The sequence below is a fragment of the Amycolatopsis sp. lyj-90 genome (genome assembly GCF_046549035.1).
Taxonomy (GTDB): domain Bacteria; phylum Actinomycetota; class Actinomycetes; order Mycobacteriales; family Pseudonocardiaceae; genus Amycolatopsis.
In genome coordinates this window covers 132,470-149,731 of the sequence record NZ_JAJPWP010000015.1, presented here as the reverse complement: position 1 = coordinate 149,731, position 17,262 = coordinate 132,470, and the positions used below count along the sequence as shown (strand labels likewise).

General features: G+C 68.8%; 20 protein-coding genes. 13 read left to right on the top strand and 7 right to left on the bottom strand.

Translation table 11 applies throughout. The features are described from left to right. Window positions 1–62 precede the first annotated feature (62 nt). The 5 genes from tsf (at window position 63) to ACLJPX_RS41250 (ending at window position 4,839) form a co-directional block, all read left to right on the top strand. Window positions 63–887 (top strand): translation elongation factor Ts, encoded by an 825-nt coding sequence (gene tsf / locus ACLJPX_RS41270; RefSeq protein WP_410605638.1) that lies wholly within the window; start codon window positions 63–65, stop codon window positions 885–887. A 92-nt stretch (window positions 888–979) separates the two neighbouring features. Then, entirely contained in the window at window positions 980–1,723 is a 744-nt protein-coding gene (gene pyrH, locus ACLJPX_RS41265) for a UMP kinase (protein WP_005154669.1), read from the top strand. Window positions 1,724–1,774: 51 nt separating this feature from the next. Then, window positions 1,775–2,332, top strand: coding sequence for a ribosome recycling factor (gene frr, locus ACLJPX_RS41260; protein WP_101609641.1), 558 nt, complete (start codon window positions 1,775–1,777; stop codon window positions 2,330–2,332). Then, window positions 2,332–3,246 (top strand): phosphatidate cytidylyltransferase, encoded by a 915-nt coding sequence (locus tag ACLJPX_RS41255; protein ID WP_410605637.1) that lies wholly within the window; start codon window positions 2,332–2,334, stop codon window positions 3,244–3,246. The genes frr and ACLJPX_RS41255 overlap by 1 nt, the downstream gene beginning before the upstream one ends. Before the next feature lie 60 nt (window positions 3,247–3,306). Beyond that, window positions 3,307–4,839, top strand: coding sequence for a carboxylesterase/lipase family protein (locus tag ACLJPX_RS41250; protein WP_410605636.1), 1,533 nt, complete (start codon window positions 3,307–3,309; stop codon window positions 4,837–4,839). Window positions 4,840–4,877: 38 nt separating this feature from the next. Here the strand turns inward: ACLJPX_RS41250 and ACLJPX_RS41245 are convergent, their stop codons facing one another. Continuing rightward, entirely contained in the window at window positions 4,878–5,723 is an 846-nt protein-coding gene (locus ACLJPX_RS41245) for a VOC family protein (RefSeq protein WP_410605635.1), read from the bottom strand. A gap of 115 nt (window positions 5,724–5,838) precedes the next feature. On the opposite strand from ACLJPX_RS41245, the gene ACLJPX_RS41240 reads away from it, so the two are divergent. Continuing rightward, window positions 5,839–6,657 carry a class I SAM-dependent methyltransferase gene (locus ACLJPX_RS41240; RefSeq protein WP_410605634.1) on the top strand — a complete coding sequence of 273 codons (819 nt, stop codon included), beginning with the start codon at window positions 5,839–5,841 and terminating at the stop codon, window positions 6,655–6,657. Here the strand turns inward: ACLJPX_RS41240 and ACLJPX_RS41235 are convergent. Next, window positions 6,624–7,262 carry a PadR family transcriptional regulator gene (locus tag ACLJPX_RS41235; RefSeq protein ID WP_410605633.1) on the bottom strand — a complete coding sequence of 213 codons (639 nt, stop codon included), beginning with the start codon at window positions 7,260–7,262 and terminating at the stop codon, window positions 6,624–6,626. The two genes, ACLJPX_RS41240 and ACLJPX_RS41235, sit on opposite strands and share 34 nt — an antisense overlap. 186 nt (window positions 7,263–7,448) lie before the next feature. Between ACLJPX_RS41235 and rlmN the strand changes: the two genes are divergently transcribed. Together rlmN and ACLJPX_RS41225 are read left to right on the top strand one after the other, a co-directional pair. Then, complete coding sequence (rlmN, locus tag ACLJPX_RS41230) at window positions 7,449–8,555, top strand: 23S rRNA (adenine(2503)-C(2))-methyltransferase RlmN (RefSeq protein WP_410605632.1); 1,107 nt, start codon at window positions 7,449–7,451, stop codon at window positions 8,553–8,555. A 32-nt stretch (window positions 8,556–8,587) separates the two neighbouring features. Further along, a complete protein-coding gene (locus tag ACLJPX_RS41225) occupies window positions 8,588–8,893 on the top strand; it encodes a hypothetical protein (RefSeq protein WP_410605631.1) in 306 nt (101 codons plus the stop codon). Here the strand turns inward: ACLJPX_RS41225 and ACLJPX_RS41220 are convergent. The 3 genes from ACLJPX_RS41220 to ACLJPX_RS41210 all read right to left on the bottom strand — a co-directional run bounded on the left by ACLJPX_RS41220 (window position 8,857) and on the right by ACLJPX_RS41210 (window position 10,782). Further along, complete coding sequence (locus ACLJPX_RS41220) at window positions 8,857–9,630, bottom strand: BPL-N domain-containing protein (RefSeq protein WP_410605630.1); 774 nt, start codon at window positions 9,628–9,630, stop codon at window positions 8,857–8,859. The two genes, ACLJPX_RS41225 and ACLJPX_RS41220, sit on opposite strands and share 37 nt — an antisense overlap. A gap of 94 nt (window positions 9,631–9,724) precedes the next feature. Then, a complete protein-coding gene (locus tag ACLJPX_RS41215; protein ID WP_410605629.1) occupies window positions 9,725–10,306 on the bottom strand; it encodes a dihydrofolate reductase family protein in 582 nt (193 codons plus the stop codon). Continuing rightward, window positions 10,303–10,782 carry an SRPBCC domain-containing protein gene (locus ACLJPX_RS41210; RefSeq protein ID WP_410605628.1) on the bottom strand — a complete coding sequence of 160 codons (480 nt, stop codon included), beginning with the start codon at window positions 10,780–10,782 and terminating at the stop codon, window positions 10,303–10,305. Before ACLJPX_RS41210 ends, ACLJPX_RS41215 begins: the two co-directional genes overlap by 4 nt. Window positions 10,783–10,871: 89 nt before the next feature. On the opposite strand from ACLJPX_RS41210, the gene ACLJPX_RS41205 reads away from it, so the two are divergent. Both ACLJPX_RS41205 and ACLJPX_RS41200 read left to right on the top strand, forming a co-directional pair. After that, window positions 10,872–11,330 (top strand): hypothetical protein, encoded by a 459-nt coding sequence (locus tag ACLJPX_RS41205; RefSeq protein ID WP_410605627.1) that lies wholly within the window; start codon window positions 10,872–10,874, stop codon window positions 11,328–11,330. Window positions 11,331–11,564: 234 nt separating this feature from the next. Beyond that, window positions 11,565–12,380: a DUF1206 domain-containing protein gene (locus ACLJPX_RS41200; protein WP_410605626.1), complete on the top strand. Its 816-nt coding sequence runs from the start codon at window positions 11,565–11,567 to the stop codon at window positions 12,378–12,380. Window positions 12,381–12,423: 43 nt separating this feature from the next. Here the strand turns inward: ACLJPX_RS41200 and ACLJPX_RS41195 are convergent, their stop codons facing one another. Then, the gene (locus tag ACLJPX_RS41195) at window positions 12,424–12,747 is read right to left on the bottom strand and encodes a putative quinol monooxygenase (protein WP_410605625.1); all 324 of its coding nucleotides are present in this window, start codon (window positions 12,745–12,747) and stop codon (window positions 12,424–12,426) included. 56 nt (window positions 12,748–12,803) lie between these two features. Continuing rightward, on the bottom strand, window positions 12,804–13,577 hold the full coding sequence (locus ACLJPX_RS41190; protein WP_410605624.1) for an AraC family transcriptional regulator: 774 nt from the start codon (window positions 13,575–13,577) through the stop codon (window positions 12,804–12,806). Between the two features lie 92 nt (window positions 13,578–13,669). Between ACLJPX_RS41190 and ACLJPX_RS41185 the strand changes: the two genes are divergently transcribed. From ACLJPX_RS41185 to ACLJPX_RS41175, 3 genes are all read left to right on the top strand, one after another. Next, complete coding sequence (locus tag ACLJPX_RS41185; RefSeq protein ID WP_410605623.1) at window positions 13,670–14,473, top strand: sulfite exporter TauE/SafE family protein; 804 nt, start codon at window positions 13,670–13,672, stop codon at window positions 14,471–14,473. Between the two features lie 67 nt (window positions 14,474–14,540). Further along, window positions 14,541–15,146 (top strand): dihydrofolate reductase family protein, encoded by a 606-nt coding sequence (locus ACLJPX_RS41180; RefSeq protein WP_410605622.1) that lies wholly within the window; start codon window positions 14,541–14,543, stop codon window positions 15,144–15,146. A 113-nt stretch (window positions 15,147–15,259) separates the two neighbouring features. Beyond that, window positions 15,260–17,245, top strand: coding sequence for a WD40/YVTN/BNR-like repeat-containing protein (locus ACLJPX_RS41175; protein ID WP_410605621.1), 1,986 nt, complete (start codon window positions 15,260–15,262; stop codon window positions 17,243–17,245). Window positions 17,246–17,262: the final 17 nt, after the last annotated feature.

Below are 17,262 nucleotides of genomic sequence, written 5' to 3'. Positions count from 1 at the left end.
GCCCCGCGGGTCACCTCTTCCCAAAAGACTTTCTCGTACCTGAAAAGGACGGACAACGCACGATGGCGAACTACACCGCCGCAGACGTGAAGCGCCTCCGCGAGCTGACCGGCGCGGGCATGATGAACTGCAAGAAGGCGCTGGAGGAGACCGACGGCGACTTCGACAAGGCCGTCGAGTTCCTGCGCATCAAGGGCGCCAAGGACGTCGGCAAGCGCGCTGAGCGCGCCACCGCCGAGGGCCTCGTCGCCGGCCAGGACGGCGTGCTGATCGAGCTCGACTCCGAGACCGACTTCGTCGCGAAGAACGAGGACTTCCAGGCCCTCGCCGCGAAGATCGTCGAGGTCGCCAAGGCCGAGAAGACGAACGACGTCGAGAAGCTGAAGGCCGCCTCGCTCGACGGCAAGACCGTCGACGAGACCGTCCAGGAGATGGCCGCGCGCATCGGCGAGAAGCTCGAGCTTCGCCGTGTCGCCGCCTACGAAGGCACCACCGCCACCTACCTGCACCGTCGCGGTGCGGACCTGCCGCCCGCCGTCGGCGTGCTCATCGAGTACACCGGTGAGGGCGAGGCCGCCGCCGAGGCCGCTCGTGGGGCCGCCATGCAGGTCGCCGCGCTCAAGGCCAAGTACCTCACGCGCGAAGAGGTCCCGGCCGAGATCGTCGAGAACGAGCGCCGCGTCGCCGAGGCGACCGCCCGCGAAGAGGGCAAGCCGGAGCAGGCCATGCCCAAGATCATCGAGGGCAAGGTCAACTCCTACTACAAGGACAACGTCCTGCTCGAGCAGCCTTCGGTCAAGGACAACAAGAAGACCGTCAAGGCCCTGCTCGACGAGGCCGGCGTGACCGTGAGCCGGTTCGCCCGGTTCGAGGTCGGCCAGGCCTGATCCAGGCGCGGAACACAAGAGTCACCACTGTGCCCCGTCTCCGTCCATCGGGGACGGGGCACAGTCGGGTTCAGAGCATTAGGGAGGGCGACATGGGTGTCCGGGTCGAAGGCGGATACCGGCGGGTGCTGCTGAAGCTGGGCGGCGAGATGTTCGGCGGCGGATCCATCGGGGTTGATCCGGATGTGGTGCACTCGGTCGCTCAGCAGATCGCCGACGTCGCGCGCACGGGCGTGCAGATCGCCGTCGTGATCGGCGGCGGCAACTACTTCCGCGGCGCGGAACTGTCGCAGCGCGGCATGGACCGTGACCGCGCGGACTACATGGCGATGCTCGGCACCGTCATGAACTGCCTGGCACTGCAGGACTTCCTGGAGAAGGAGGGCCTGCCCACCCGCGTGCAGACCGCCATCACCATGGGGCAGGTCGCCGAGCCGTACATCCCGCGCCGCGCCGAGCGTCACCTGGAGAAGGGCCGCGTCGTCATCTTCGGCGCCGGGGTCGGCATGCCGTACTTCTCGACCGACACCGCCGCCGCGCAGCGCGCGCTCGAACTCGGTTGTGAAGCCGTCTTGATGGCGAAGGCCGTCGACGGTGTCTACACCGCGGACCCGAAGAGCGACCCGACGGCCGAGATGTTCCACGAGATCAGCCACCGCGAGGTGCTGGAACGGGACCTCAAGGTCGCCGACGCCACCGCGTTCAGCCTGTGCATGGACAACAACATGCCGATCATCGTGTTCAATCTGCTCACCGAGGGGAACATCGCTCGCGCGGTCAGTGGTGAGAGGATCGGCACCCTGGTCGACACCCCCGCCGACGGGGTACCCGCGTAGTCCTGCTCTGTTCTTCGCAACCGGTACGAATACACAACAACGGGAGTTGCCGTGATCGACGAGACCCTCCTCGACGCCGAGGAGAAGATGGAAAAAGCGGTGTCCGTCGCCAAGGAGGACCTGTCGTCGGTGCGCACCGGCCGGGCCCACCCCGGGATGTTCTCGCGCGTTGTCGTCGACTACTACGGCGCGCCGACCCCGCTGAACCAGCTGGCGGGCGTCAACATCCCCGAAGCCCGGATGGCGTTGATCAAGCCTTACGACCAGACCTCGCTCAACGCCATCGAGAAGGCGATCCGCGAGTCGGACCTCGGCGTCAACCCGAGCAACGACGGCAACGTGATCCGCATCGTCATCCCGCAGCTCACCGAAGAGCGCCGCAAGGAGATGGTGAAGGTCGCGAAGGCCAAGGGTGAGGACGCCCGCGTCTCGATCCGCAGCGTCCGCCGCAAGGCCAAGGAAGAGCTGGACCGGATCAAGAAGGACGGCGAGGCGGGCGAGGACGAGGTCGTCCACGCCGAGAAGGAACTGCAGAACCTCACCGACTCGTACACGCACAAGGTCGACGAGCTGGTGAAACACAAGGAAGCCGAGCTACTCGAGGTCTGATGAGCCAGGTGAGCGAGGAACGCGAGGACCGGGTGGACAACCCGGAACCGGGTCCGGCCACAGCGCCGGATTTCGAAACCGTGCCGGAACCGGCGCAGAAGGTTTCCCGCGCCGGCCGCAACCTGCCCGCCGCGATCGGGGTCGGGCTGCTGCTGGGGGCGGCGATCGTCACGTCCCTGCTCACCGTGCGCTTTTTGTTCATCGGCATCATCGCGATCGCCATCGCGGTCGGCACGATCGAGCTCGCCGGCGCGCTGAAGCGGGCCGCGGGCATCCAGATCGCGCTGGTCCCGGTGCTCGTCGGCGGTCAGGCGATGATCTGGCTGGCGTGGCCGTACGGTCGCGAGGGTGCGCTGACGGCGTTCGTGCTGACGGTGCTCGTCTGCCTGTTGTGGCGGTTGCCCGGCGGCGCGGACGGCTACCTGCGTGACATCAGCGCGTCGGTCTTCGCCGTCGCGTACATCCCGCTTTTCGGTGCCTTCGCCGCGATGCTCGTCCCGCCCGAGGACGGCGTCGGCCGCGTCCTGGCGTTCATGATCGGCGTCGTCGCCTCGGACACCGGCGGCTACATCGCCGGTGTGCTCGGCGGCAAGCATCCGATGGCGCCCACCATCAGCCCGAAGAAGACCTGGGAAGGCTTCGCCGGTTCGCTCGTGGCCGGTGTGGTCGCCGGCGCGCTGACCCTGAGCCTGCTGCTCGAGGGGCAAGCCTGGCAGGGTGTGCTGTTCGGCGCGGCGATCGTCTGCACCGCGACACTGGGCGATCTCGTCGAGTCGCTGATCAAGCGCGATCTCGGGGTCAAGGACATGGGGAACATGCTGCCGGGGCACGGCGGGCTGATGGACCGGCTCGACTCGTTGCTCCCCTCGGCCGTCGTCTCCTGGCTCCTGCTCTCGGCGTTCGTCCCCGTCTAGGCGAACCCGTGTGACAAGCCCGGTGCGCTGGGCCAAGGTCGGAGTATGCGAACTCGACGGATGAGTAAGCGACTTCTGACCTTGGCACTGAGCGTCGTGACGCTCGGAGCCCTGACGGCGACCGTGGCGGAGGCGGGCGAAAGCCCGGTCGTCCGCACGGATTCCGGTTCCGTTCGCGGGGTGAGTACCGGCGGATACCGGAGTTTCCAAGGCATTCCGTTCGCCGCGCCACCGGTCGGCGACCTGCGCTGGGCGCCACCGAAGAGACCCGAACCGTGGACCGCCGTGCGGGACGCGAGCAAGCCAGGGCCCCGGTGTGCGCAGGCGCCGGGCCTCGGCTCGGCACCGAGCGACAGCGAAGATTGCCTGTATCTCAACGTGATCAGCCCGGCCGAACCGGCGCGTCGACCGCGGCCGGTGATGGTCTGGGTGCACGGCGGCGGCTTCACCTCCGGCGCGGGCAGTGACTACGACTTCAAGCGGATGGCCCTCGGCGGGGACGTCGTCGTGGTCTCCGTGAACTATCGGCTGGGCGTGTTCGGCTTCTTCGGCCACCCCGAGCTCGGCCGCGACTCGGGCGCCTTCGGGCTCGAAGACCAGCAAGCCGCACTTCGCTGGGTGCAGCGCAACGCGCGCGCTTTCGGCGGCGATCCCCGGAACGTGACCCTGTTCGGGGAATCGGCCGGCGCGATGAGCACCTGCGCCCAGCTGGCGTCCCCGTCCGCGGCGGGACTGTTCCACCGCGCGATCATCCAGAGCGGTCCGTGCACCCTGACCTGGCCCGACGACGGGTTCCTCCCCGGTGTGCCCGCGGGATCGCCGTTCCTGCCCCGCGCCGACGTCGAGGCCATGGGAGCCGACGCCGCGAAGAAGCTGGGCTGCGCCGACGTCGCCTGTCTCCGGCGGCTTCCGGTCAAGGACCTGGTGAACCAGCCGCTCGGGACGCCCGCGTTCCATACCGGCCTGCTGCCCGAGCATCCGGCGACCGCCCTGAAGACCGGGCGCTTCGCCCGCGTGCCGGTGCTGACCGGGGTCACCAGGGACGAGGCCAGGTTGCTCGTCGCCCTGTATCCCGGGCAGCCGTTCACCGAGGAGCATTACCAGGAACTGCTGCGCACCGCGTTCAAGGACAAGGCGCCGCTCGTCGCCGCCGAGTACCCGTCGGCGAAGCACGGCAGCCCGGCGATGGCGTTCGCGGACGCCATGACCGACCGGACCTGGGGCTGCCCTCAGGCCGGGACCGAGCGCTTGCTGCGCGAGCGCACCCGGACTTACGGCTACGAGTTCGCCGATCGGGACGCTCCGCCGCTCGCCCCTATGCCGACCGGAATGCGTTCCGGCGCTTCTCACGGATCCGAATTGGCATATTTGTCTGATATGACCGCGTCTCCGGGGAAATTGACTCCGGCGCAACAGAAGCTCGCGGCGCAAATGATTCAATACTGGACCGGATTCGCGCGGACCGGGAATCCGAACGGGGAAGACCTGCCGAAGTGGCGTCCCACGCCGAAGACGCAGTCGCTCGCGCCGGGCGAGATCGGCCCGGCCGACCTCGCGACGGTGCACAACTGCGGATTCTGGTCGGGTCTCTGACGCGAGAGCCGGGGTGACCGTCACCCCGGCTCTTCGGCTCAGTCGTCGTAAGGATCGTCGACTTCGGCGCTGCCCCAGCCCTCGATGGCCCGAGAGTGGTCGATCACGGCGAACACCGAACCGTCCGGATCGGCGAGGATCGCCATCCGGCCGTACGGGGTGTCGTAGGGCTGGACCACGACGGCGCCGCCGAGCATCAAGGCCTGCCCCGCCGCGGCGTCCGCGCCCCGGGCCGGATCGAGCTCGAGGTAGACCATCCAGTGCGGGGGAGTGTCCGCCCGGTATTCCGAGCCCATCACGTACCGGTACAGCACCGGTTCGTGCTCGATGAGCCATTCGGCGTAGTCGAGCGAGGTACCGTCGCCGATCTGGTGGCTGGTGTAGTTGAAGAGGCGGCAGTAGAAGTGATCCGCCGCCGCGCCGTCGTGGGTGTTGAGATCCGCGCCGCTGAAGGTGTTGGGCACCCCCGTCGCGAACTCCCAGGTGGCGGGCGGTTCCCAGAAGACGACGTGCGCGCCGCACGCGTCGACGGCGTGGATGATGTTGCCGCGGTGGGGAATCGTCATCGGCCCGAGGGTGACCCGGCCACCGAGACTGTCCACCCATTCGGCGGCCGCGGCCGCCTGCGGCACCGAGATGTGCACGCTCCAGCCGGACGGCCCGTCCGTGCCCGAGCGGTACAGACCACCGGTCGGGACGCCGTTCAGCGTCGCGATCGAGTACCGGCCGTTCGGCGTCGCCGGATCACGCTGAACGGTGAACTCCCAGTCGAAAAGTCCGCTGTAGAAGGCTTGTGTGGCCGCTTCGTCTCTGCACGCGAGTTCGATCCAGCACGGGATTCCTGACGGGATGACGGAAGTGTGAGCGGCCGAGCCAAGCGACATGCGGTTCTCCCTTACCGGTGGGAGTAAAGTCTAGTCGCTATCCGCATTGTTTCCGTGAAAGATTTCGACCCGGATGGCCCGGAACCCGGCCCGCTGTCCCATCGTTGGAGCTTCCGTGCGCTGGTTTCCCCGAGCTGTCTCCTCTTTTCGCCGCGGCGGCGACGAAGTACTGCCGAGTCCGAACATTTGGTACTACCAAAAGGCGTACGAGGTCGAGAACCGCGCGCAGGACGTCGATGACGAGATTTGGCGGGTGCTCGCCGGGCGCCGCGACTGGTCCGGGGCGGACGTGCTCGACCTCGGCTGTGGTGACGGATTCCACTTGCCGCGCTTCGCGGAGACGGCGCGGTCGGTGCTCGGGATCGAACCCCACGAGCCGCTCGTGCGCGCCGCCCGGCTTCGCGTCGGCGAACTGCCGAACGTCGAGGTGCGGCAGGGCCGGGCGCAGCGGCTTCCGGTGCCGGACGCGGCTTTCGACGTCGTCCACGCGCGGACGGCCTACTTCTTCGGTCCCGGCTGTGAGCCCGGCCTTCGTGAGGCGGAGCGGGTGCTGCGGCCCGGAGGGACCTTGATGATCGTGGATCTCGACGTGACGAGTGAGCCCTACGGCCGCTGGATGCGGCTGGATCTGCCGCACTACGACCCGCCCGGCGTCGAAAAGTTCTTCGCCCGTCAGGGATTCGACTGCCGCAAGGTGATGACGCGGTGGGAGTTCGAAGACGCCGCCGCGATGGAGGCGGTGCTGAAGATCGAGTTCAGCGCTCCGGTCGCGGCGAAGGCGATCGCGGAGGTCCGGCGCCTCAACGAGGTTTCGTCAGGCGCCGGTGAAGCGCGGATGACGCTGCCGGTGGGCTATCGCGTGCATACGCGCGTCAAGCCCACCGGCCTCGTCGTGCCAGGTCACTCCGCGTCCTCGGCGGACGCCTCGGCCTGAGCGGTGTCGTCGTCGGCCTCGCCGAGGATGCCGTAGATCGTCCGGCGTGCCTCGTTGAGCACGTCGACGGCGCGGGACTGCTGTGCCTCGCTGCCGGCGTGCATGACCTGCATGACCGCGGCGGCCAGGGTCGCCCCCGCCTTGCGCAGGTTCACCTCGGCCGGGTCGACGTCGTGGGCGATCTGCTCCCACGGCGGAACGGCGTCCTGCTGTTCGGCCGCGGCGCGACCGGACTCGGTGAGTTCGAACAGCTTCTTGCCGCCCTCGTCCTTGCTGGTCACCAGGCCTTCGTCGGCCAGCATCTGCAGCGTCGGGTAGACCGAGCCGGGGCTCGGCTTCCAGAAGCCGCCGCTGCGCTCGCCGATCTCGCGGATGATCTCGTAGCCGTGCCTCGGCTGCTCGGAAAGCAGCGCGAGGATCGCGGCGCGGACGTCACCGCGCTTGCCGCGCCGTCCGCCGGGGCCACCGCGACGGCCGTGGCGATGCCGGTGGCCGGGTCCGCCGGGGCCCCATCCGGGAGGCGGGGGGAATTCGCCGAAGCCGCCGCGTGCCCAGGGCCCGAAGGCGGGTCGGCCGTGTTCTGGAGGGAAAGGTCGTCCTCGCATGATGTGAATCCTCTCTACGTAATGTTCCGACACGTTCACGATATATCGGAAACGGTCGTACGACAACCTCCTTTCAGTGACTTGGGTCTCAGGGCCTTGTCACGGGAAGAACGCACGTGACCTGGCGAACAGTGATCCGGGGCGGCCCGGGCAGGTCAAAGGTGGACATGGGAGACTGAGTGGGCTATGACTGCCCTCCCTCTCGTCTTCGACGCGCCCAAGCGCGGCCTCCCGCCGCGCCACCTCGCCGACCTCACCGCCGCCGAGCGGGCCGAGGCCGTCGCCGAGCTGGGTGAGAAGCCGTTCCGCGCGAAGCAGCTGTCGAACCACTACTTCTCGCGGCTCACGGTGAACCCGGAGGAGATGACCGACATCCCGGCGGCGTCCCGGGACAAGCTCGTCGGCGATCTGATGCCGACGCTGCTCACCGAAGTCAAGGCTCTCGCCTGCGACGACGGCACCACCCGCAAGACCCTCTGGCGCGCGCACGACGGGACGCTGCTGGAAAGCGTGCTGATGCGCTACCCGGACCGCGCGACCCTGTGCATCTCGAGCCAGGCGGGCTGCGGCATGGCCTGCCCGTTCTGCGCGACCGGCCAGGGCGGCCTCGACCGGAACCTCTCGACCGCGGAGATCGTCGACCAGGTCCGCTCCGCCGCCGCCGTGATGCGCGACGGCCTGATGACCGGCGGCCCCGGGCGCCTGTCGAACATCGTCTTCATGGGCATGGGTGAGCCGCTGGCGAACTACAAGCGCGTGGTCGCCGCGGTCCGCCGGATCACCGATCCCTCTCCCGACGGGCTGGGGATCGGCCAGCGTTCGGTGACGGTGTCGACCGTCGGCCTCGCCCCGGCCATCCGGAAGCTCGCGGACGAGAAGATGCAGGTGCGGCTGGCCGTTTCGCTGCACACGCCGGACGACGAGCTGCGGGACACGCTGGTGCCGGTGAACGAACGCTGGTCGGTGGACGAGGTGCTGTCCGCCGCCCGGTACTACGCGGACACGTCCGGCCGACGGGTGTCGATCGAGTACGCGCTGATCCGGGACATCAACGACCAGCCGTGGCGGGCCGAGTTGCTCGCGAAGCGTCTGCGTCAGCACCTGGGACAGCTGGTGCACGTGAACGTGATCCCGTTGAACCCGACCCCGGGCAGCAAATGGGACGCCTCGCCGAAGCCGGTGGAACGGGAGTTCGTCCGGCTGGTGAACGCCGGCGGGGTCGCGTGCACGGTGCGCGACACGCGTGGCCAGGAAATCGCGGCGGCCTGCGGGCAGCTCGCCGCCGAGAACTGAGTTTTCCTTTCAGTGATGGAGAAATTGTCGTGATGTATGCCCCCAGCCTGCTGGACCCGGCTGCGGATGAGCTGAAGCTCGCGGACGTGATCGGCCACGGTGCGACCGGGGTCGCGCGCGAGGCCAGGACGTTGCTCGGCGAGCGGTTCAGCTCGGTGACCTTCATGTACGTCCTGATGCGGGCCTTCGAGGTGGAGTACACCGCGGCGCGCGACGCCTCGCGGTGGCACGAGTTCCACGGCGGGCCGTACGCGTTGTCGGACGCCGACCTCGAAGCCCTGCTGGCCCCGTGGCTCGGGTCTCAGGACCGTCCCGCGGTCGCGTCGATCAACTCGTAGGCCAGGTCGAAGCGGACCCCGTCGGGGTTGGTCAGGCCCTTGTCCGCGTACCAGGATTCGTCGGCCTCCGGATGGGGACCGCTGACGCCGACCCGTCCCTTCCCGTACGAGGCGACGACGACCGCTGCCGTTCCGTTGTCGTAGGTGGCCAGGACGGTGGCGTCGGCTCCGCTGTCCAGCAGCATGGCTGGCCCGTCCTGGAAGTACATGTGCCGGGGCTTGCCCCGCCAGTCCACCCGCACGACGGTGTCGCGGTCGTCGGGGACCGAGGAACCGGGGGAGCCCGCGTACGCGTCGGTGTCGCCGGGCAGGAGATCGAAGCCCGGGCCGCGGCCGGCGAGATAGGCACCGAAGCACAGGCCCAGGTAGCTGCCGCCCTCCCGGACCCAGGCTCGGACCACCTCGGCGGAGCCGCGCAGGTCGCGCCAGGTTCGTTCGAGGTCGGCGCCGCCGCCGGGCTGGACGTACAGCGCCGCTCCGGCCAGCGCGGCGGCGGTCAGGTCTTCGGGACCCACATACTTGATCTCGAACGGCCGCGGCGCTTTGCGCAGCAGGGTGGCCACCGCCGGCGCGCAGTCGGAGCACCCCTGCGGACCGTTGTAGATCAGCGCGAGGGGCGGTTTCGCGGGCTCCTGCCGGGTTTCCGGAAGAGCGTCCGATTGGGCACACCCCGCGGCCGCCAACGCGGCGGCGGGAAGGATGCCGAAGAGCAGCCGGCGCCGATCGATACCTGGCATGACTTTCCTTCTCCTCCGCCGTCGAGTGGCCCCACTTGATCAGCCAATAGGAGAACGCGGACGACTTCAATGCGTGGACGGGCAGGAACAGCGGTCATTCGGGCGGGTGCGGAACGGGCCGGTAGACGAGTTCCTGGGTGTGCCTGTCGAGCGTCCGGCTCTCGATCAGTTCGAGGTCGAAGTCGGCCGCGCCCCGGAAGATCGGGCCCGCCCCGGTCTTCCCGGTGATCACCGGGAACAGCGTGACCTGGACCCGGTCGACCAGACCGGCGGCCATCAGCGCCCGGTTCATCGCCAGGCTGCCATGCGAGCGCAACGGAACCTCGGACTCCTTCTTGAGCCGGGCGACGACGTCGACGGCGTCGCCGCTCACGACGGTCGCGTCCGGCCAGCCGACCGGTTCCCGGATCGTGGTCGACACCACCGTCGCGGGCAGGTTCTTCATCTTGGTGATCCAGGGATCCAAGCCCTCGGGTTCCACGATGCCCGAGAGCATCTCCACACTCGTCCGGAACGTGGTGGCACCGAAGACCATCCGCTGCTCCTCGCTGTACAACGCGAGGCGTCGATCGAGCAGTTCGGGGCCCTGTTTGCCCCAGTAACCGCCCCAGTCACCAGTGTGGGAGCCGAAGCCGTCGAGGCTGGAGAAGACGTCGAAGGTGTAGGTCGCGGTCATGATGCTCCTTCGGTGAGGGTGGCCAGGTGGCGCAGCGAGTTGATGAGGTGATCGGGGCCGAACGGCGGGAAACGGATGTACTCCCGGACGTGCGGCGGCACGGCCGACCAGTCGTAGGTGAGCGTGACCTCGGTCCCGGACGGGCCGAGCGGCGCCAGGTCGTACCGCCAGATCCAGCCGCCGAACTCCAGGTGGCCGCCGTCCTTCTCCGTCCCCGTCAGCCAGCCGATGGCGCGCGGCGGTTCCAGCACTTCGACCTTGTTGACCACGCGGTAGTCGCCGTCCGGATGGTTGTCGTGATACATGTCCATCCGGAAGATCTGCCCGGTCTCGGTCAGCGGCTCCCGGTCGGCGGCCTCCTGGACCCAGCCGGTGCCGTCGATCGCGGAATGGGTCGTCGGATCCGCGAGCACCTCGAACACCCTGGTGACAGGCGCGGTGACGGTCAGCCTGGCGGTTACGTTCTCTTCGGTCATGGTGGCAGGTTCCTTCCTCTCACCCTGCCTACGAACGGCGTCGGCGCTATCCGACACCGCGGCGGAGAAAATTTCGGAAGGATGTGGGCATGTACTGCCTGCAAGCCGCCATCGTCACGGAGACGGCACTCGGTGGACTGATCGCCTCGGCGGGGAGCGCGCGAGTGGTTCCGCTCGGCCAGGGCCTGTCGTTGCTGCCGTTGACCGAGGCGCTGTTCGACGCAGGAGTGCCCGATCTCGAAGAATTCTGGACGGCGCCCACGGGCTTCGAGCGCCTGCTCGCCGCATGCTCCGAACACGGTGCCGTGGCGTACGTCGAAGCCGAGTACTTCGGTGGTACCGGGACGCAGTCCGCACAGGTTTGGGAAAACGGAGCGACGGTCCTTGGCCCGCTACATGTCGCCGAGGACGAGCCCGACCCGGCTGACGGCAGCCCGATTTCCCAGGCGCTTCGGCGGCTCGGCGTGATCAAGGGTGATCACTTCGACGAGTTCGCCGCCGTCGGGCTCGGCAGGCACCGCGACACGGCCGACTGGCTTTCCGCCTGAGTGTCCCCGATCCTCCGTCGATGAAGCTCCGAGACCGGAGCGACCCATCGACTCCCGCACCTCACCTTCGCCCTGGTCACACGAAGGTAGGCAAATACCCGTCCGGGATCCTCAAGGTAACCGGGCCTTCGCTGTCTTGTCGATCACGCCGTTCGGCCGGATGGCCCAGTCGCACGGCGGTCTTGGCCGTCGGCCACGAGACTCAGGGAAAGACTGATGAGGAGCGTGAACCGAATGCCCGCGACCAAGGCGAGACAGGTGCGCCACAACAAGGCCGTCCAAGTGCTCGGGCGGATCGGGATGGGGTGCTACGGGCTGGTGTACCTGCTGATCGGGTACCTGGCGGCGCGCATCGCCTTCGGCGGTGGCGGTCAGGAGGCCGATGGGCGTGGTGCGGTCGCCGAGGTCGGTTCGACCCCGGTGGGCGGCGTGCTGTTGTGGGTACTGGCGGCCGGTTTGGTGGCGTACGGCCTGTGGCAGGCCCTGCTGGCCGCGGTCGGGTACACGTGGATCGACAAACAAGGGCACCGCGCCGTCAAGCGGGTGACGTCCGGAGTTCGTTGCGCGGTGGGGATTTCGCTGGGGGTCTACGCGGCCCGGCTCGCGGCGGGCGCGGGAGAACAGGGCAGCGGTGACCAGAAACAGCAGGAACTCACCGCGCGGCTGCTCGGCTTGCCCGCCGGTCCGTTCCTGGTGATCGTGGCGGCCGTCATCGTGCTCGGCGTCGCGGTGGCCTCGGTGGTGAACGGTGTGCGCCGGAACTTCGTGCGGGATCTCGATCTCTCGTCGCTGCCGTCAGGAACCCAGCGCTGGGTCGAACGGCTCGGACGGATCGGTTATATCGCAAGGGGTCTCGTCTTCGGCGTGATCGCGGTGCTCCTCGGCTACGCGGCGGTGTCGCACGACCCGTCCCGTTCCGGCGGGCTCGACGCCGCCTTGCGCACCCTGGCCGATCAGCCGTTCGGCACGGTGCTGCTCAGCGTGGTGGCCGTCGGGGTCGCCTCGTTCGGCGCGTACTGCATCGGCGCGGCGCGGGCGCAGCGCGGCTGAATCCCGCCTCGGTCCGGTGAAGAACCGAGGCGGGAACCGGAAACTACTCGACGGCCAGCTCGCCCAGTTCCGACCAGCCGTCCTGGTCGACCTTCGCGTTGATGATCTGCGGCGTTTCGGCCAGGTACGGCGGCAGCTCGCGCTGAGCCGTGCGGAAATGCTCCGAACCGACGTGGGCCGCGCCCGCGTCGTCGTCACGGAATGCCTCGACGAGAACGTACTCGTTCGGGTCTTCGAGGCTGCGGGACCAGTCGTACCAAAGACAACCGGGCTCGGCGCGGGTCGCCTCGGTGAAGTCGCGCGCGATTTCCGGCCACCGGTCCGCGTGTTCCGGACGAACCCGGAACTTCGCCGTGATGAAGATCATGATCGTCCTACTTCCTGTTCAAGAGAATGGCCCGACGATACCCGGGCAGTACGCGTTCAGAGCGCGGACGCGGCCCGGTAGTCCCTCGGCGAGGTGCCGATGAGCCGGGTGAACATGGTGGAGAACGCTGCTGGGCTCTCGTAGCCGAGCGAGGCGGCGATCCCGGCGATGGGACGGCCGTCCGACAGCAGTGACAGGGAATGCAGCACGCAGGCCCGTTGCCGCCAGCGGGCGAAACCCATCCCGGTCTCGGCGGTGAAGATCCGGTTCAGTGTCCGCTCGCTCACGTGCAACCTGGATGCCCAGGCGTCCATCGGATGGTGGATGTCCGGATTGTCCAAAAAGGACTCGCACAACGCGCGCAGCCGTTCGTGCTTCGGTAAGGGGAGATCGAGCGGGACCGGGGCGGACCGCCGGATCTCGTGCAGGATCAAGCTGATGACGGCGGCGTCCCGCCCGCGCGGCGAGTACAGCTCCGGCACGCCGACGGCCTCGTTCAGCAGTTCCCGGAGCAGCGCGGAGACCTCGACGACCTGGCACCGCCGCGGGAACCACGGCACCGCCTTCGGCTCGATGTAGAGGCTTCGGGTGCTCACGGTCGTCGTGAAGACCTGATGGCCGGTCTCCGGCGGGACGAGCACCGCGCGCCGGGTCGGGATGGTCCACGTGCCGTCGGCCGTTTCGACCCGCATCGACCCCGTCGCGCTGTAGAGGAACTGCGCGCGCCGGTGCCGGTGCGGGGGAATCCGGTGGCCCGGCGGGTAATCGGTGCGGATCGCCACCACCGCCCGGTCGAGGTGGTCGACCTCGTCGATGGGGATGTCACGCACCAGACGAGGCTACCTCCGCGCTGTCCGATGCGCGAAAGAAAGTGGCGCCCTTTCGAATGCCCGCCGCGCCGGGAGCACCTACCGTCGAAGGAGTGCTGATCGAGATCTCGGTGCTCCTCGGGTTCGGTTGCCTGAGCGGCGTCACCACCGTCCTTTTCGGATTCGGCGGCGGATTCATCACCGTGCCCGTCGTTTACGCCTTCGCGCTCGCCGGGCCGGACACCGCCCTCGGGGCGATGCACGTGGCGGTCGCCACGTCGACCGCGGTGATGGTGGTCAACGCCGGGAGCGCGACCCTCGCCCAGCTGCGGACCGGGCGGCTCCGCCGCGACTACCTGTGGCCGATCATCGCCTTCATCGGCCTGGGCGCCGTTCTCGGTTCCTTCGCCGCCACCGCGGCCGACGAAAGCGTGCTGCGCTGGCTTTTCGTCGCCTATCTCGCGCTGACCATCGTCGACAGCGTGGTCCGGAAAGGATTCGTGAGCAGACGGGACGACACGCGGCCCCGGGCGCTCGGCGGGATCACCACCACCGCGGGCGGGACCGGGATCGGTGCGGTGGCGAGCTTCCTCGGTGTCGGGGGCAGCGTGCTCACCGTCCCCCTCATGCGGCGCAAGGGCCTGCCGATGGCCGACGCGACCGCGCTGGCGAACCCCTTGAGCCTGCCGGTGGCGGTGATCGGCACCGCCGTCTACGCCTTCGCCGCGACGGGCGTGTCTTCGGGCGCCTCGCACCTCGGCTACATCGACCTGGTGGCCGCGGGTGCGCTGTTGTGCGGATCGCTGCCGGCCATCGCCGTGACGCGCCGGGTGGTCGGCCGGATCCCGGACCGCGCGCACGCGATCGCGTACCTCGCCCTGCTCGGCGCCGCGCTGGTGGCGATCGTCGTCAGCTAGGGATGTCGAAATGACGGCTCGCCGTTCGACGCGTTGAAAAGAGCGTCCGACAAACAGAGGAGACGAGATGGGCAAGGTCATCACCGGAGGCACGATGTCGCTCGACGGCTACATCGCCGGACCGGGGGAAAGTGGCTTCGACCTGCTGTTCGAGTGGTACGGCAACGGTGACGTCGAGATCCCGACGGCCAGTCCCGACGTGCCGCCGATGCGGCTTTCGGCCGCCAGCGCCGAACTGCTCCGGGCCGACTGGGGGAGTGTCGGCGCGCTGGTCGTCGGCCGTCACCTCTACGACATGACGAACGCGTGGGGCGGACGTCACCCGATCGACGTTCCCGTGGTCGTGCTGACCCACCGGCGCCCCGACGACCGTCCGGCGGACGACGAGAACTTCGTCTTCGTCACCGACGGCATCGAGGCGGCGGTGGCGCGGGCGCGAGACCTGGCCGGTGACAAGAACGTCGTCGTCAACGGCGGGCAGATGGCCCGGCAGGCGCTCGAGGCAGGCCTGCTCGACGAGGTCGGCATCGAACTGGTGCCGGTCGTGCTGGGTGACGGCAAGCCGCTGTTCGCCGGGCTCGGGGTGGCGCCGACGCGGTTCGAAGGGCCGACCGCAGTGGTCGAAGGTACGGGCGTCACCCACCTGCGTTATCGGGTCACTGACCGACAGTGATCCGATGAGTTGACCGACTGTGACGGGTCGCAGGGGCAGAAAGGGAAGTATACCGAGATAAAGATCCGATGAATATCTATACCTTTGCGGGATCTTCCGCCAAGATCTTCCGCATGAAGCTGAGATCGATCACCAAACGCATGTTCGTTCTCGGGCTGCTGACGGTTCTCGGGACCACCGGGGCGACGTCAGCGGCCACCGCCGAACCCCTGTCTTCACCCACGGACGTGAACGCGACAGGGCTGCCCCGCGGCGGCTGGGAACCCGTCGGCCCGAACAGCATCGGCGGACTGCTGGCCGTTTCGCCGGCCGGGCTCGCGATGATGCAGCCCGGCCCGCCCGCGTTGTGGCTCTCCGGCGACCGCGGCGGCTCGTGGACCGCGCGCCGGGGACTGCCCGAGGACACCTCCATCCAGGGATTCTTCGCCGATCCGGTGAATCCCGACCGGATGCTCGCGGTGGGCAACAAGCCCGGGTACCAGATCGGCGAGTGGCGCGGCCTGCTGCTGAGCACCACCGACCGCGGTCAGACGTGGGAGACCCTGCGCGAGTGGTACCCCGACGGCGCGTTCGGCATGGCCACGGACCCGGCGGGCCGGGTCGTCGTGGTGCAGAACCTCGATTCGCTGAGTGTCAGCACCGACGGCGGCGTGAACTGGAACGACGTGCCGAGGACCTGGCCGCGCGAGGGGATCGCCGCGCCGGTCGGCGCGCTCAAACTCACCCTGGTCGGCGACGACGCCTACTTCACGACGGTCTACCCGGAGTACTCCCTGTGGGTGGTTCGCGGGGTCAGCGGCAAGGAACCGCGTGCCGAACTCGTCCACCGGGTGAACGGCGAGATCGGGCAGGTCGCTTCGGACGGCAAGCGGTTCGTGGTCACGGTCGGCCCCGAACTGCACGGCTCCACTGACGGCGGGAAGACCTGGACGGTGCTGCGCCGCGAACCCGGCGGGCAGCCTTTGCGGGAACCGCGTTTCGTCGGAGGGCGCCTGTATGTCTCGACGTATAACGACATAGACGTCAGCACGGATTTCGGCCGCACCTGGACCCGCAAACCGGTACCCGCGCCCGGCGAAGGCGTCACCGACCTGATCGAACTGCCCGCCGCCGCGGGCAAACCCGCCACCACGCTGATCTCGTCGGTGTACCGAGGCGTGTACGCGGACGGCGGCAAGAACGGCTACCAGCAGATCGGCGTGCCCGGCGAGTCCATCCGCGACCTCGTGACCAGCGGGAACATTCTCCGGGAGAACGTCGTCGCGGCCGGTGTGCAGGAGATCTACAACACCCCGCTTCCGCGTGGCAAGATCGCCGCGGCGGACAGGGCCTGGCAGTCGCACCCCACCGACCGGCTGCACGAAGACGCCCGGCTGTCCGTCTCGCCGAGCCGCCCGGACGTCGTCTGGCAGGTCACCCGGAACGGGTTCTCGCTCGACGTCCTCCGCAGTGGCGACGGCGGCCGCACCTGGCAGTTCGCGGCGAAGGCGAAGGAAGGCCTCCCCAGGACGATCTTCGCCCATCCGGCCGACCCGGACCGCATTCTCGTCTCGGCTTTCGCACCCAGCGGCTACGTGCTCTACCGCAGTGACAACGCCGGGAAGACCTGGGAAAAGCTCGCCACCGACAACGGGTTCATCGCGTTCGCGGGCGACCCCTGGAACAAGAACCGGGTCTGGGGCGGGGACTCCGGCGGCCTGTTCCGGTCCGACGACGGCGGCAAGACCTGGACCCGCGTCTCCGACGAACCGGTCAGTTCGATCTCGGTGAGCCGCTGGGGTGGCGGGCGTGTCCTCGTCGGCGGTGCGGGCCTGCTGCTCAGCGAGGACAACGGCCGGACGTTCCGCCGGGTCCGCGACGGTGAGGACCCCCGGGAGATCAGCCGGATCCTGCCGCATCCGTTCGACTTCAGGGTGTGGTTCGCGAGCAGCGCGACCGGGGGAGGCGTGCTGCGCAGCACGGACTTCGGGCGCACCTGGTCGCCGCTGCCGGGCGCGCTGCCCGACTCGCGGGTGCTCTCGATGGCGATCAGCGCGGACGGCCGGTATCTCTTCGCGGGCACCGCGCAGTCCGGCGCGTACCGGCTGACGCTGTACTGAGTCCGGGGCGCTTCGTG

Excerpts from the sequence above, each read along its gene's own strand:
- tsf (WP_410605638.1), top strand. The coding sequence starts at position 63 with ATGGCGAACTACACCGCCGCAGACGTGAAGCGCCTCCGCGAGCTGACC.
- pyrH (WP_005154669.1), top strand. The coding sequence starts at position 980 with ATGGGTGTCCGGGTCGAAGGCGGATACCGGCGGGTGCTGCTGAAGCTG.
- ACLJPX_RS41255 (WP_410605637.1), top strand. The coding sequence starts at position 2,332 with ATGAGCCAGGTGAGCGAGGAACGCGAGGACCGGGTGGACAACCCGGAA.
- ACLJPX_RS41250 (WP_410605636.1), top strand. The coding sequence starts at position 3,307 with ATGAGTAAGCGACTTCTGACCTTGGCACTGAGCGTCGTGACGCTCGGA.
- ACLJPX_RS41245 (WP_410605635.1), bottom strand. The coding sequence starts at position 5,723 with ATGTCGCTTGGCTCGGCCGCTCACACTTCCGTCATCCCGTCAGGAATC.
- ACLJPX_RS41235 (WP_410605633.1), bottom strand. The coding sequence starts at position 7,262 with ATGCGAGGACGACCTTTCCCTCCAGAACACGGCCGACCCGCCTTCGGG.
- rlmN (WP_410605632.1), top strand. The coding sequence starts at position 7,449 with ATGACTGCCCTCCCTCTCGTCTTCGACGCGCCCAAGCGCGGCCTCCCG.
- ACLJPX_RS41225 (WP_410605631.1), top strand. The coding sequence starts at position 8,588 with ATGTATGCCCCCAGCCTGCTGGACCCGGCTGCGGATGAGCTGAAGCTC.
- ACLJPX_RS41220 (WP_410605630.1), bottom strand. The coding sequence starts at position 9,630 with ATGCCAGGTATCGATCGGCGCCGGCTGCTCTTCGGCATCCTTCCCGCC.
- ACLJPX_RS41215 (WP_410605629.1), bottom strand. The coding sequence starts at position 10,306 with ATGACCGCGACCTACACCTTCGACGTCTTCTCCAGCCTCGACGGCTTC.
- ACLJPX_RS41210 (WP_410605628.1), bottom strand. The coding sequence starts at position 10,782 with ATGACCGAAGAGAACGTAACCGCCAGGCTGACCGTCACCGCGCCTGTC.
- ACLJPX_RS41205 (WP_410605627.1), top strand. The coding sequence starts at position 10,872 with ATGTACTGCCTGCAAGCCGCCATCGTCACGGAGACGGCACTCGGTGGA.
- ACLJPX_RS41200 (WP_410605626.1), top strand. The coding sequence starts at position 11,565 with ATGCCCGCGACCAAGGCGAGACAGGTGCGCCACAACAAGGCCGTCCAA.
- ACLJPX_RS41195 (WP_410605625.1), bottom strand. The coding sequence starts at position 12,747 with ATGATCTTCATCACGGCGAAGTTCCGGGTTCGTCCGGAACACGCGGAC.
- ACLJPX_RS41180 (WP_410605622.1), top strand. The coding sequence starts at position 14,541 with ATGGGCAAGGTCATCACCGGAGGCACGATGTCGCTCGACGGCTACATC.
- ACLJPX_RS41175 (WP_410605621.1), top strand. The coding sequence starts at position 15,260 with ATGAAGCTGAGATCGATCACCAAACGCATGTTCGTTCTCGGGCTGCTG.